The sequence below is a fragment of the Methyloglobulus morosus KoM1 genome (assembly GCF_000496735.2).
Taxonomy (GTDB): domain Bacteria; phylum Pseudomonadota; class Gammaproteobacteria; order Methylococcales; family Methylomonadaceae; genus Methyloglobulus; species Methyloglobulus morosus.
The window spans coordinates 1-13047 of record NZ_AYLO01000088.1 but is presented as its reverse complement, the minus strand read 5'-3'; the positions used below and the strand labels follow the sequence as shown (position 1 = coordinate 13047).

14 protein-coding genes are annotated in these 13047 nt (G+C 47.4%); 4 read left to right on the top strand and 10 right to left on the bottom strand.

The window, feature by feature from the left end:
• The first annotated feature begins 22 nt into the window (after positions 1-22).
• Positions 23-718 carry a HisA/HisF-related TIM barrel protein gene (locus MGMO_RS11460; RefSeq protein WP_023495214.1) on the top strand — a complete coding sequence of 232 codons (696 nt, stop codon included), beginning with the start codon at positions 23-25 and terminating at the stop codon, positions 716-718.
• Between the two features lie 91 nt (positions 719-809).
• Here MGMO_RS11460 and fae read toward each other — a convergent pair whose 3' ends face one another.
• The 6 genes from fae to MGMO_RS11430 form a co-directional block, all read right to left on the bottom strand.
• On the bottom strand, positions 810-1319 hold the full coding sequence (gene fae, locus MGMO_RS11455; protein ID WP_023495213.1) for a formaldehyde-activating enzyme: 510 nt from the start codon (positions 1317-1319) through the stop codon (positions 810-812).
• Between the two features lie 77 nt (positions 1320-1396).
• Complete coding sequence (locus MGMO_RS11450; protein WP_023495212.1) at positions 1397-2257, bottom strand: triphosphoribosyl-dephospho-CoA synthase; 861 nt, start codon at positions 2255-2257, stop codon at positions 1397-1399.
• Complete coding sequence (locus tag MGMO_RS11445) at positions 2254-3174, bottom strand: ATP-grasp domain-containing protein (protein WP_023495211.1); 921 nt, start codon at positions 3172-3174, stop codon at positions 2254-2256. Before MGMO_RS11445 ends, MGMO_RS11450 begins: the two co-directional genes overlap by 4 nt.
• 28 nt (positions 3175-3202) lie before the next feature.
• Positions 3203-3553 (bottom strand): DUF3147 family protein, encoded by a 351-nt coding sequence (locus tag MGMO_RS11440; protein WP_023495210.1) that lies wholly within the window; start codon positions 3551-3553, stop codon positions 3203-3205.
• 17 nt (positions 3554-3570) lie between these two features.
• A complete protein-coding gene (gene mch, locus MGMO_RS11435; protein WP_023495209.1) occupies positions 3571-4554 on the bottom strand; it encodes a methenyltetrahydromethanopterin cyclohydrolase in 984 nt (327 codons plus the stop codon).
• Positions 4544-5665, bottom strand: coding sequence for an ATP-grasp domain-containing protein (locus tag MGMO_RS11430; protein ID WP_023495208.1), 1122 nt, complete (start codon positions 5663-5665; stop codon positions 4544-4546). The genes mch and MGMO_RS11430 overlap by 11 nt, the downstream gene beginning before the upstream one ends.
• A 174-nt stretch (positions 5666-5839) precedes the next feature.
• Between MGMO_RS11430 and MGMO_RS11425 the strand changes: the two genes are divergently transcribed.
• Complete coding sequence (locus MGMO_RS11425) at positions 5840-6154, top strand: hypothetical protein (protein ID WP_023495207.1); 315 nt, start codon at positions 5840-5842, stop codon at positions 6152-6154.
• A 3-nt stretch (positions 6155-6157) separates the two neighbouring features.
• Here the strand turns inward: MGMO_RS11425 and MGMO_RS11420 are convergent, their stop codons facing one another.
• The 3 genes from MGMO_RS11420 to MGMO_RS11410 all read right to left on the bottom strand — a co-directional run bounded on the left by MGMO_RS11420 (position 6158) and on the right by MGMO_RS11410 (position 8833).
• Positions 6158-6733, bottom strand: a complete 576-nt coding sequence (locus MGMO_RS11420) for a UbiX family flavin prenyltransferase (RefSeq protein WP_152976346.1) — start codon at positions 6731-6733, stop codon at positions 6158-6160.
• Positions 6730-7683, bottom strand: a complete 954-nt coding sequence (gene pip / locus MGMO_RS11415; protein ID WP_023495205.1) for a prolyl aminopeptidase — start codon at positions 7681-7683, stop codon at positions 6730-6732. The genes MGMO_RS11420 and pip overlap by 4 nt, the downstream gene beginning before the upstream one ends.
• A 187-nt stretch (positions 7684-7870) precedes the next feature.
• The gene (locus MGMO_RS11410; RefSeq protein WP_023495204.1) at positions 7871-8833 is read right to left on the bottom strand and encodes a hypothetical protein; all 963 of its coding nucleotides are present in this window, start codon (positions 8831-8833) and stop codon (positions 7871-7873) included.
• Positions 8834-9141: 308 nt separating this feature from the next.
• On the opposite strand from MGMO_RS11410, the gene MGMO_RS11400 reads away from it, so the two are divergent.
• Complete coding sequence (locus MGMO_RS11400) at positions 9142-10239, top strand: NAD(P)/FAD-dependent oxidoreductase (RefSeq protein WP_023495203.1); 1098 nt, start codon at positions 9142-9144, stop codon at positions 10237-10239.
• Between the two features lie 156 nt (positions 10240-10395).
• Positions 10396-11427, top strand: a complete 1032-nt coding sequence (locus MGMO_RS11395) for a quinone-dependent dihydroorotate dehydrogenase (protein WP_023495202.1) — start codon at positions 10396-10398, stop codon at positions 11425-11427.
• Between the two features lie 50 nt (positions 11428-11477).
• Here the strand turns inward: MGMO_RS11395 and pmbA are convergent, their stop codons facing one another.
• Positions 11478-12806, bottom strand: a complete 1329-nt coding sequence (gene pmbA, locus MGMO_RS11390) for a metalloprotease PmbA (RefSeq protein WP_023495201.1) — start codon at positions 12804-12806, stop codon at positions 11478-11480.
• Between the last annotated feature and the right edge of the window lie 241 nt (positions 12807-13047).

Here is a 13047-nt window from a genome sequence, read left to right as displayed (position 1 = left end):
AACGGATTGAGTACCGAACCTCATGCAGATAATCCCCGTCATTGACCTCAAAAATGGCATTGCCGTCCACGCCAAACAGGGAAATCGTGACGACTACGCGCCATTAAAATCTGTGATTTGCAAATCTCCAGATATTTTTGAGGTAGTCGATGCGTTCTGGAGGCTTTTTCATTTTCCGGCTATGTATATTGCCGACCTTAATGCGATTACACGGCAAGGCGATAATTCAGGCTTGTTGGGCGATGTCCTGACGGCTTTCCCGGCTATCGTATTTTGGATAGACGGCGGTTATCCCTTGTGCAATCGCGATTTCCAACAATTGCCCAATTATCGCCCCGTGTTGGGGAGCGAGTCTTTCGATGATGAAAATATTTCTGAAATAAAAACCTTTGGGAACCCGTTTATTCTATCCCTGGATTATTCGATAACAGGCGAAATGGGCCCAAAATCCTTGTTTTCCAAGCCAGAATTATGGCCTGAAAGTATTATTATCATGAATTTACCCAAAGTGGGCAGCAATCAAGGTCCTGATTTTGGACGCTTAACCACTTACCGTCAGCAGCATCCCCAACACAATTTCATTGCTGCGGGGGGAATCAGGGATAGCCAGGATTTAAAAGACTTAGGCTCTATAGGAATAAAACAAGCCCTGGTGGCCACGGCCCTGCACAACGGCAAAATCAACCTTGATGACATTATCCACCTACAGTCAAAATGACAGGCAAAAAAATACCCCGACTAGGCGGGGTATTTTTAACATCTTTGCTTTCTAGGAATGCCGATTTATAGGCATTCCCAAAACGGCTTGCTCAATTAGGCGCAAACGGATGTTTTGCAGCGGCTTTGCCAGCGACCACTTCAGCAGCTGTTGGCGAACCAGCGACAGCGCGTTGCAATGCTTCTTTAGTCGCGTCGTAGTTGAATTTTTGTATTTTAGCATCGTCTTCAGCAGCCCAGTGAATGAATACACCGACAGCCACAAATAAGTCATCCGCTTCATCAGCAGGGATGGTGCCGTCTTCTACGCAATCAGCAACAGCCATAGCTACGCCGCGTTGCGCTGGGCCAAACATTTGTACGGCTTGTTTTGCACCTTTGATGGTGACCTTATTGAACATTACAGTTGCTGGTTTAACCATTAAGTTAGGAGCAACCACAGCCAACAGGCTTGAGAAACCATCTTTGTTATTGGTCAAGCAGTTTGCAAACGCTGATTCTGCTGCTGAACCTCTTGGTCCGATGATCAAATCGATGTGGGCCACTTCATTGCCGTCACCCACCAATGATTCACCAACGCCCATTTTATTGATTTTCGCCATGTTTTTATTCCCCTCTGAAGAATTGAAATAGAATTACTAACTTTATGTTTGGTTTGAAAAAACTTGCTGAAGATTTGTCAGTGTTTATGTTGGCTAAGACACTCCTCTATAAGCACCGTCAATATAGTCGCTACAGTCATATCAGCTGTAGTGCCAGGGTTAACACCATTTGATTTAAACTCTGTATCCAAGCAATAAAGCGTTTGCATTGACTGCGTTGGGTCAGTTGCTTGACCAAACTCTTCAAGAAATTGCCGCATCCGTGCTGCAACCCATTCTGTGTACTTAGTCCCATGTTTTCTTTCGATATGACTATCGGGATACTGGCCCAGCAACTCCGCATACACGAAGACTGCCGCCCAACTTCTGTCTCTCCATTGACTTAGCCTCGCATTGTACCTGAAAACGGCGAAATCGAAAATATCTTTGTAACCGCTAACGTACTGCAGGGCTATCCGGTCTTTATCGGCGGCTAGTTGCATGGCTTGTGCCAGCGTGACGGTTGCGGAATCATGGACATCCTGCTCATCGGACTTGCCCAAACCACCCGGTGAAGCCAGCGCTATTGCCTTAAAAACCCAGTCTGCATCGCTGACCGTTGTAGTTGCCAATACTTGTTCGATTGCCTGCTTTAATGATTTGTCGACATTGATTTGGCTTGCCGCCTGAACAATCGGCGCACATAACAGTAGGATTCCAAGATTGGTATTACAGCCGACGGCTTCTTGTGTCGCTTTAACTGCGTTAAATATCTTTTCGCCTAGGCTGTAGGCAGTATTGCATAAAGGCTCGGCACTGACTACGGCACTGACCCGAAAATCATCGACCGACATACCGTGGCCAGCGGCATAAACACTGACATTGCCGGGTTTGAAGGCTTGCAATTCGGTTTCGCAGGCTTGCCGATAAAGATCGACCAGTTTGTCCTTGCTTATCATGAGACTGCGGCGATAGCCCCTGACGCCCCACACTTTATATATCGATTCACTAAATCCTCCGCCAGCAACGAGGCAATACTGATGTGGCTTACGCTCTCCAGCCCTTTCCAGGCGGGAATGCTGTTCACTTCAATCACCAGGTATACCCCCGCCTTATCTTGGATAATATCAACCCCTGCATAATCCATAGCTAATGCCTTAGCCGCTTGCACAGCAAGTTCAGTGATCGCCGGATCCAAATCTATTGCCTCACAAGCCGCTCCGCGTGCAACATTGTTCAGCCAAGATTTGCCACGCCGCCGCATAATGGCAACGGCTTGGTCATCGATGACAAAAACGCGGTAATCCGAAAAACCATCGCCCGCACAATGCACAAAGCGCTGAAAATAATACACACCGTTGCTGGCAGCCAGCCAAAACAGGTCGGTCATTTTTTCTATTCGACGAATGCCTTCGCCTTGCGAGCCAAATAAAGGCTTAGTGATAAGATAATGCCCATTTTTTAATTCATGATCGGCAACCTGAATGGCATCGGCACGATTTCGCAGCACCCAGGTCAACGGCGTCGGCAATCCGGCCTGATGCAGCAAAAAACTGGTCATGGCCTTATCGACACTGCGTTCTATCGCACGCCCATCGTTGTAAACCGGAATATCCAACAACTTTAAGGCATGGAGAATATCCAAATAAAGGACAACTTCCTCCAACGACCCACCAGGCACACCGCGCACAAATACGGCATCGGGAAGCGTTTGTTCAAAGCTAGGGATAATGACTGGGGTTAAACCTTGCTGAAGGTTGAGCTTGCATTCGGTTAGGGAAACAAACTCACTGCTAAATCCAAGTTTGGCAAACGCTAGCTTAAGCATCTTGCCATGCCAACCTGGATCGTCGGTAAAAATAGCGATTCGTCCCACGATCAGTCTTGTCCTTAGCAATAGAAATTCAAATCGACACGCCAAATCGGCGCAGTAATAGAATCATCAAGAAATAACACAGAATAGTCGCGGAACTGGCGAGACCTAAACTTACCCAGAATGTAATGCCGCATTTTAACAACATGGGCAAGAGCACAAATAATAGCAAAGACGGCAATACCAGCCAAAATATTTGTTGTGAGAGCTCGACGATCTGGGCCGATTCAGCACCTTCAACCCTCAGCCAGACAATCGCTAACAATGAAGTAAGCGGCAAAGACGCAAGCAACGCAGCAAAACCACTATTGCGCTTGGCAACTTCCGAAATCGCCACAATAACCAGGGCGGAAACGGCAACCTTACAGAAGTAATACCACATTGCTGCAATAGAGACGGCTACGCCCCAAATGACTGGTCCAATAAAGCATTATCCAACTTGCCTGCACGAAAACTGTTGCCGGATTCCACTGCGGTCACAATCACCGAAGCAGGACTGAACAACATGGCATCGATCTTGAAGAAATCATATTCATATTGCTTAAAAATTTCGGCAAACGGCTTGCCGTAATCTTTCGATGTCGAACTGGGCAAGTCATTCGCCAATTGTTGCGCCGCTTCATCTGCACCTTTGACAAAAATATGCACTTGTCCTGCAAACAGGATCGCGTCGTTGGTGCGCCCCATCGCCTTGACAAACTTAGGATGCGGCGGGCACACGGGTGCACTGCCGCTGCCGTCTATAATGTTTTCCAAAGGAAAATGCAGCGCATGGGCCTTGTGCATAGCGACTTCCAGCACCCGCGACACCACTTGCACACACCCCGCCAAACTGCTGGTAGGCGTGACGATAATCGTCAGTTTTGATGGGGCGATGTTGCAGGCGGCAGCCACTTTTTCGACAATTTCAATAGGCGGGATAGCATCGTTTTCTATAACCAGAACAGCGCTTTCGGCCTTATCTTGATAAGCCAACTCCTTATACAACTCTTCCACCGGCTCCTGCTTGCCCTCTTTCAACTTGGTAGCCATGGCGCGTGCAGGCCCAGAACCCAGTGCGTAATATTTTTCATGGGACAAACTCCAGCCCGCATATTGGCTGCCCAGGCAACTCAGCACCGGATTACTGGAAGTCACATTCACCGATAAAGGCCAATTCTCCGTGTATGCACGTTGGCTAATCGATACCTTGCCCAATCCTCCCATACAGATTTCGGCGATAATGCGTCCGGATTCTAGTCCGCCCGGCACTTGGATTCCGGCATCAATGACGGTACAACCGTTCTTTAATTGCTCAACGCCTATCCGCAGGGCGGCAGCATTATCGAGCAGGGCTTTCACTAAAGGTTGGGCTAGTTTATTGACGCTGGCGCTATATTCCATGAATTTGAAACCTGTTCAGTTCGTTGATGATAAATTCTTGCCTAATTCGTAATTGCTCCAGAACCTTATCCGGTTCTTGTGACTGCGTAATAATACTGCAAATCGGCTGGCCCGTACTAATTATGCTGCCCGCATGGGGTATGTCCACAACCTCTTCAGGCCATATAAAACCATCGGGAATTTGCATTTCATCCTGCGCATAGAGGATTTGATACCCCTTAAAACCAATCGGGTTTGGGTGATGTTCTAGCAATTCACCCTGACACGCCTTGAGGTGACGGGTAAATAAGTCGGCATCGTACAATTGCATACTGGCAGGCGGCCTGGGGTTTATCTCTAGCACATAACTGACTTGCCGGTATTGAATAAAATCAAGGGAATTTAACCCTTTGAGTGATAATGCCGACACTAGCACATCCAACCATTCGCTTAGTCGATGTTTTTGCTCACAGGCTAAGTCAGTGCTGTTAATTATCCCTGAAAAAATAAATTCATCTTTTTTACTCAACGCGACAGCCCATTGCCGATTAAATCCTATAATTTGGCTGCGGTTGCCATCGGCAAGAAATAATACCGAATGCGGCTCGCCTTCTTGATATTTTTGCCAATAGTTTGGTTCTTCGATGTATTCACTTGGCCGATATCGCCTTATCCCCACCCCGCCCTGGCTTTGCGTGGGCTTAATCAGCCAGCCCTCGTTTGAATTTGGTCTATGGAACGAAACGTCGGGATAAGGTATCCCCAATGTCCCTAATAACGAGAAAAACGCGGTTTTATCATGCAGCTTCGCAAAAACATCAGGATGGTTTCCAAGTAATGTCAGGCGATCATTGATGCAAGCCAAACTCTTGAGGCAGCGTTCAAAACCACTGCCATAAATTGCTCGAGTTACCGGATACCTATTAATGAAGTACTCAAGGGCCGGAAGCAAATGTTCTTCTGCTAAAGAAGGGATTTGTTGCGATTCTTCTGCACAACATTGCGTGTCTTTATCACCCCAAAGGTCAATCGCTAACGGTTTCATTCCCGATTGCCGAGCCGCTTGCACAAGCATACGCGCGGATTTCGCAACGACAAGAATATAACCAGGATCAAGAGGTCGATTTGTCAAATCACCTCCAATACCTTTGACGCATCACACACTTAGAATCCTTAACAAACGGCAGTTTTAATGATTCACATTAAAAAAACACAGAGGCAAATTTCTTTATTGGTACTATAATTGGACAAACAGCTATTTGGTCAACACAAAATCTGCCCACTCAATTCAAGGTTATGATACGCGATGGAAAACGAACATAAAGATAAAATGAATAAGCAGTTGGATGCCCAAATATTGGAGTTGGAACAACGCTTCAATGCTTTTCTCAAGGAGTTGGAAGAAGATTTTGACTTTGTCCCTTCAGCGGTGGCACACAACAAAAATCCCAAAGATCACTATGAGGACGATTATTATCCCGAGTTCGACAATCGGCTGGCGGACATCGAGAAAAAATACGCCAACGTCGACAGGAAATACACTCTTGTGTTGGCACTGACCGCCGTCATTATGATCAGTGTATTGGGCTACTTGGGTTACGTACTGTTTGGTAACGGCTAAAAATCACATCCCTTCCCAAGGCTTATACAGACCCTCGACATTAACGCCAAATAGTTCCAATACCCTCCCCACCGTTTCGTCAACCATCGCAGATAACGCGTCTGTTTTGTTATAAAAAGCGGGCATGGGTGGGAAAATAACACCGCCAGCTTCAGCGACTGTCGCCATATTCCTGATATGAATTAGATTGAGCGGCGTTTCTCTGGGCATTAACACCAAACGGCGCCGTTCTTTAAGTACGACATCAGCCGCGCGCGAAATCAGATTATCCCCAAAACCGTGCGCCACCGCAGCCAGTGTTTTCATCGAACAAGGTGCGATAACCATCCCTTCCGTCTTAAAGCCGCCGCTGGCAATGCTGGCCCCTATTTCGTCAATTCCGTGACTGACATCGGCCAATTCGGACAATTCAGACCGCTTCATGCCCATTTCATGTTTTAAGCTGACTACGCCGGCATCCGAGATGAGGAAATGCGCTTCCCATTCGCCCTGCTCCCGTAAAACTTGGAGCATCCTGACTCCATAAACGGCACCCGTCGCACCGGTTATAGCAATGATCAAGCGTTTTTTTTGCATTATATAGCGTGGAGATCGGCAAAGCGGTCAGTTGCAGAGACCAAGGCATCAATCATCTCTTCATGTTGGGCGACATGGCCCGCATTGGGCAAGACAATGAATTCTGCCCTAGGCAAAGCATGGTGTAAGCTCAAGCCTGCTTCCATCGGGCAGACGAGGTCATAACGCCCATGAATAATCGTTGTTGGAATGTTTTGTAAACCGCCACAATTCTCGATCACTTGATTCTCTTCAATAAAATAATGATGACAGGCGTAATGGATCTCCATGCGAACCTGTTCTATCATCGCATCGGAAACCGGTTCATTTGGGTTCTGCGGCTGGTAAGCTTTACCCATCGCCAACTGCCCATTCCATGCTTGCCATTCCTTAGCGACCTTTGCCTTTATCGCTGTATTTTCACCATTGATCGCATTCCATAATTCGCCTACAAGATTATTCCGGGCATCTTTCGGAACGCAATCAACCAAGCATTGCCATTGCTCTGGATAAATGCGGTTTGCACCCAATGTAACAAACCACTCCATATCCTGCTGCCGTGCCAGAAACACGCCGCGAATAATTAACCCCAGTACTTTATCCTGATGCTGTTGGGCATATAACAACCCTAATGCCCCACCCCAGGACCCACCGAACACCAGCCATTTTTTGATGCCCAGCCGAACCCGAATGCGCTCCATGTCATCGATTAAATCTTGCGTGGTATTGTAAGCCAGTTCGCCAAACGGCAAGGATTGCCCACAACCGCGTTGGTCGAACAGGATAATCTGATAAAGACCAGGATTAAAAAACCGCCGATGGTCGGGCTTAGTGCCAGAACAAGGGCCGCCGTGCAGAAAAACAACCGGGATTCCATCGCCATTGCCGCTTAACTCGACGTAGACCGCATGTTGGCTTCCCGTGTCAAGAAAAAACGTACGGTAAGGGCTTATTTCAGGATACAGGTTTTTCATTCAATTGTTCGGTTGGATTAAAAAAGCTAACAAGCCATCTTAATGTATTGGACAAAGCCTTTATACCACTAAACGAGGGCAGTAAGTAACCAACTCTTTAAAGTAAGGGACAAAAAAAAGGAGGGCTTACGCCCCCCTTTTGTTTTAACATCCCTATTAGACGATATCCGTATCGTATTCTGTTTCCTTAGAAACCTATACCCAAGTAACCACCGGCAGTCAAGCCGTTGGTGTTGACACCGTCAACACTTCTTCCTGTTAAATGGTAACGTACGTCAGCACCGATTTTGATGTCTTTCCACAAGGCATACTCAGCACCTGTACCGAACATCATGCCTGGATTCAATACGGTTACACCGTTAGAGGGTGGGCTGACAACATGGATACCTAAGCCCACTGGAATAAGCCAAGGCCTGAATTTGCTGCCTTTCATGAATTTAATTTTAGGTGCTGCCGTGACGGTGAATTGGCTCACAGTGACACTGTCGCACGACCCTTGGCCTGCCGCTCCTGTAACCGAACCAGTACCACCATTCGCCGCCAAGTTAATCAGTGTACATAATGGGTTGTTGTTTGTTTGACCACCAGGTTGGGCTTTTAACGCAGACGAGACCGCTGCATTTTTAAAGCCTTTTGCACCGAAATTTTTGTATTCAAACATTAATTCGGCATCGACTTCGGTGTTAGCCATCATGCCCCAGACATCGTCCGTCAAGCCGAAATCGAAACCAGCACCAACGTACCAACCGTCTTTGTTGGTTACGTTACCACCAAGCGCATTACCCGCAAATTGATTGCCTGTTAAAAGGTCATTTCTTTTGCTGTCATTACGTGCATAACCGCCACGGAAGAAGATCATGTTGTCGTGTACGACTTTGGCAGGTTTAGCCTTTGACTCTTGCATCCAAGCATCCAATTCCTGGACTTTGGCTGAATCACCGCTTTGGGCTGATGCGGCTCTCAAGCTGCTCATTTCATCCTGCATAGCGCGCAATTGTGCTTCCAAGACATCGACTTTGCTGGCCATAGCCGCTGCTTCCGCGTGGTGTTGGGCTCGTGTGCCCGCAACCGCTTGTTGTGGTACTAAGACACCCGCCACTGTCAAAGTAGCTGTGGCAATGCTTAGTGCCAGTTTAGTTTTATTCATCATTGTTCCCCCCTCATGAGGTTGTTATTTTACAAAAATTTGCTTTATTACAACAAAACTTTCCTACGGAGCTAATACTAGCAGTAAAATTGAATCTCTACAAGTTTTTGTATAATTTTTATTGGATTATTTTTTTATTATTAATCAACCGGTTAAAATACATTTCTAACTATTTTGTTGCATTGTCGCCAAACAGCAACAATAATCACAAATAACTACGCAATAATTTCCCGTTATTTTTGTGATACTCTTTAGGTTAATTTAAAAAAGCCTTATCAGCAAGTGAAATCCTCCAATTCCCCACCATTTCCATGACAACAAGTGTAGACATTACCGTCATAGGCGGCGGCGTTATAGGGCTGATGACTGCCCGCGAACTCTCTAGTGCAGGTGCGACCGTCACCCTGATTGACAAAGGGTTTCTGGGACAGGAATCTTCCTGGGCAGGTGGCGGCATCTTGTTGCCGCTTTATCCCTGGCGACAAAATCCAGCCATTACACACTTGGTTACGCAAAGCTTGGGCTTGTACCCGAATTTGGCTGCACAGTTATTTGAAGACACAGGGATCGATCCTGAATGGAATCCCTGCGGCTTATTAATGACTAAAGTTCCTGACATAACTGCCGCAATAAATTGGTGCAATCACAATAACATTGTGTTTGAAGAAATTGATCATGGCTTCAATGAGCTGGGAGCCACAACTATAAACCCTTTATATTTGCCCCATATCGCCCAAATTCGCAACCCTCGACTGCTTAAATCGCTAAAACAAGACCTGCTGCAAAAAGGCGTCAAGTTACTAGAAAACTGTCGGCTTAATGCGGTCAATATTTCGCACAATAAGGTCACCTCACTTGACACCAATCGAGGGACATTGCCGATTAACCAGCTAATCATTTCTGCTGGCGCATGGACATCTCAACTGATGGCCCAGTTTTTTCCTGCCCTGCGAAATAATCGGCCCCAGATTACACCTGTGAAAGGGCAAATGCTGTTGTACGCCGCCAAACCAGGCACTTTGCGGTGGATCGTGCTAGATGATGGACACTACCTCATACCACGTTTAGACGGGCATATCCTGGCTGGCAGTACGGTTGAAACAAACACCTATGACAAAACCACAACATCCGAAGCAAAAAACCTAATTGACGACTTCGCACTGAAATTACTGCCCGCCTTAAAGGGCTTTCCTTTGGTCAAGCATTGGGCCGGGATAAGACCGGGCACCCAAAACGGCGTACCTTATATAGGCAAGCACAATGAAATAAGTAATTTAAGCATCAATGCCGGCCATTTCAGGAACGGGCTAGCGATGGCGCCCGCATCGGCCCAGTTGATGGCCGACCTTACATTAGGCCGTCCCACTTCAGTTGATCCTGGCGCTTATCGGTTAGACAGGTTGGTTTAGCTTTTACCCTCTATAACGAAATAACACGGATAGAACTGGTTTTAAAGGCTTTATTATTAAACGCAAAACAGTCAGGTCAGCATCATCCGCGTTCTATTCTATCGGTTGCCGAAGAGTCACGTGTTTGCCGTACTCAAAAACCATAACATGCCACCTATGAACATTTATTCCTTAATCCGTCCCCTACTATTTACGCTAGATGCAGAAACCGCCCATACGGTTACGCTTAAACTATTAAAAGCCGCCTATGTTTCTGGCCTAAGTAAACGGCTTTATCCAACGCTTAAAGACAAGCCGGTCAAGGTGATGGGCCTGGATTTTAAAAATCCGGTCGGACTTGCCGCAGGGCTGGACAAAAATGGCTATTATATTGATGCGCTGGCGGCATTAGGTTTCGGATTTATCGAAATCGGTACGGTAACGCCCAGGCCGCAGGCGGGCAATCCCAAACCGCGTTTGTTCAGGCTACCTGAGCATCAAGCCATCATTAATCGAATGGGCTTCAATAATTTGGGAATAGATCACCTTCTCACCCAAGTTAAAAAAAGCAACTACAAGGGAATTTTGGGAATAAATATCGGCAAAAATTTTGATACGTTGATTGAGAAAGCCGTCGATGATTATCTTATCGGCTTGCGTAAGGCTTATCCTGCCGCCAGTTACATTACAATCAATATTTCTTCGCCCAATACACAAAACCTGCGTCAGTTACAGCAAGGCGACGAAAGCAGAAAGTTGATTGCCACCCTCAAGGAAGAGCAGCTTAAACTCCAACGGGAACACGGCAAATACGTACCCCTGGCATTGAAAATTGCGCCCGACTTGACGGGCGAAGATATCAGCCGAATCGCCAAATTGCTTTTGGAATTTGAGATTGACGGCGTTATCGCCACCAATACCACTATAGACAGGACAGACATCGCCAACCATCCACTTGCCAAAGAAGCAGGCGGCTTGAGCGGCAACCCCGTCAAAGATAAATCCACCGCAGTCGTGAAAGGCTTATCGGCGGAATTGCAGGGAAAAATACCTATCATCGCTGCAGGCGGCATATTAAATGCCGATGATGCCCAGGAAAAATTTGCCGCAGGAGCGAGTTTAGTGCAGGTTTACACTGGCCTTATATACCGGGGCCCGGAGTTGATAAGAGAAATTGTCGAAGGCGCAAGGCACAAACCACAAGGCTAAAAACAGCCTTTCGCCTTTCGCCTTTCGCCTTTCGCCTTTCGCCTTAAACATCATTCCCCCGCAATCGACATTCGTTCAATCAAAATCGAACCGGTGCGGATATTGCCCCGATAATCCACATCATTGCCCACAGCAACGATTTTCCTGAACATGTCTTTCAAATTCCCGGCAATGGTGATTTCTTCGACCGGATATTGTATTTCGCCACGCTCCACCCAGAAACCTGCTGCGCCCCGGGAGTAATTTCCGTTAATCATATTAACGCCCTGCCCGATACATTCAGTCACCAACAAGCCGGTGCCCATCAGTTCGAGCATGGACCGAAAGTCATGTGCGCCTGTTGTAATGGACAAATTATGCACGCCGCCCGCATTACCGGTACTCTGCAGGCCCAACTTACGGGCAGAATAAGTGCTCAACACATAACCTCGCAGGTAACCGTCACGCACAATATCCCGTGTTTGTGTGGCAACGCCTTCGCCGTCATAAGCCGAACTGCCCAAGCCCCCTTTAAGCAAGGGCTGCTCGTAAATATGGACAAAATCGGGAAATATTTGCGTATCCAACGCATTCAGTAGAAAGGTGGACTTACGATAAAGATTGCCCCCGCTGATCGCGCCTACCAAGGAGCCTAGCAAACCCGAAGCCACTTCGGCGCAATACAGCACTGGGCATTGCTGGGTAGGTAAGCGGCGGGCCTCCAAACGCCTTATTGCACGCTCACCCGCTTTGTTGCCAATTGCCGCAGCGGCTTCCAAAGCTTTCGCATTTCTGGCAACACTGTACCAATAATCGCGCTGCATACTGTCGCCGCGCTGCGCCACTACCGAACAACTCATGGAATGGCGGGTTGACAACCTGCCTTGAAGAAAGCCCAGGCTATTTCCCAACACACGAATCCCTTGATGGGTATTGACCGTCGCACCTTCCGAATTCGTAATATCCGGATGAACAGCCAAGGCACCTGCCTCGCATTCAATGGCCAACGCAATCGCTTCATCCGCCGTCAACGGCCATGGATGGTTGAGGTCAAGATCGGGAAATTCCGTAGCCAGTAACGCCCGATCCGGCAAGCCCGCAAACTTATCTTCACCGGTATAACGTGCAATACTGCAAGCGGCGCCCACGGTTTCCTTAATTGCATCCGGCGACAAATCCGTACTGCTTGCCGAGCCTTTGCGTTGGCCGAAGTAAACGGTAATGCCCAGACCTTGGTCGCAATGGTGTTCAATGGTTTCCACCTCGCCCATACGCGCCGTAACGGATAAGCCATTTTCTTGGCTTAAGCCAGCTTCCGCTGCCGAAGCCCCCTGTTGTTTGGCTTCATCCAGTAAGCTTTGTACGATGGTTTTTAAACGCTCAATGTCCTGGTTTTGCAAGGTATTCTCTCTTCAAAAAATTAATTTACTACACTATTGATTCGGCCTTGTGAAGTATTAAGTTTCCGTTCGCCTTGAGCCTGTCAAAAGGCGGTGTGTGCTTCGACAAGCTCAGCACGAACGGTTCAGACATTAAAAGGCCGAATCTATAAGAAACTAGGCCTTATGCTTTCGGAAATTTTCGGTTTGGTTTAGTTGTGTGCGTAACTTCTCAAGCTCTTCCACCAGCCCACGAGACTAA

Bases quoted from the DNA above. Each gene is read 5' to 3' on its own strand.
- mch (WP_023495209.1), bottom strand. From the start codon at position 4,554: ATGGAATATAGCGCCAGCGTCAATAAACTAGCCCAACCTTTAGTGAAA.
- pip (WP_023495205.1), bottom strand. From the start codon at position 7,683: ATGAAAAACCTGTATCCTGAAATAAGCCCTTACCGTACGTTTTTTCTT.
- MGMO_RS11395 (WP_023495202.1), top strand. From the start codon at position 10,396: ATGAACATTTATTCCTTAATCCGTCCCCTACTATTTACGCTAGATGCA.
- MGMO_RS11410 (WP_023495204.1), bottom strand. From the start codon at position 8,833: ATGATGAATAAAACTAAACTGGCACTAAGCATTGCCACAGCTACTTTG.
- MGMO_RS11450 (WP_023495212.1), bottom strand. From the start codon at position 2,257: ATGATAAGCAAGGACAAACTGGTCGATCTTTATCGGCAAGCCTGCGAA.
- MGMO_RS11400 (WP_023495203.1), top strand. From the start codon at position 9,142: ATGACAACAAGTGTAGACATTACCGTCATAGGCGGCGGCGTTATAGGG.
- MGMO_RS11440 (WP_023495210.1), bottom strand. From the start codon at position 3,553: ATGTGGTATTACTTCTGTAAGGTTGCCGTTTCCGCCCTGGTTATTGTG.
- MGMO_RS11425 (WP_023495207.1), top strand. From the start codon at position 5,840: ATGGAAAACGAACATAAAGATAAAATGAATAAGCAGTTGGATGCCCAA.
- MGMO_RS11460 (WP_023495214.1), top strand. From the start codon at position 23: ATGCAGATAATCCCCGTCATTGACCTCAAAAATGGCATTGCCGTCCAC.
- fae (WP_023495213.1), bottom strand. From the start codon at position 1,319: ATGGCGAAAATCAATAAAATGGGCGTTGGTGAATCATTGGTGGGTGAC.